Annotated in this window: 1 pseudogene; it reads right to left on the bottom strand. The window is 68.8% G+C overall.

From position 1 onward, the window contains the following. Window positions 1–253: pseudogene (locus H0524_RS24655) on the bottom strand (esterase); the annotation flags it as partial.

The raw sequence follows: 253 nt of genomic DNA, 5'->3' as shown, positions 1-253 counted from the left end.
TGACCCAGTCGGCGTACCAACCCTTGAGCCCGCCGTTCGGAGCCACCGTGATCATCGAGTTTGAGCGCAGGGCCGGGACGGCCGCCACGTCGTTCGGGCGGCCGCCCCCGCCGTGCAGGAAGTACGCGACCGGCCAGCGCTTGTCGGGTTCGGTGGCGTAGTCGGCGGGAAGGAACACGCGGATCTTGTGTTGGCCGGACAACTGCGCGGTCGTCACGGTGAGAGTGAGGTCGGTGCTGGAGTGGGCCTCGGT

Origin of the sequence: Salinispora sp. H7-4, from assembly GCF_013416675.1 — a bacterium.
Taxonomy (GTDB): domain Bacteria; phylum Actinomycetota; class Actinomycetes; order Mycobacteriales; family Micromonosporaceae; genus Micromonospora; species Micromonospora vitiensis.
Note: the sequence above shows the minus strand (reverse complement) of the source record. Positions and strands in the feature narration are given on the sequence as shown.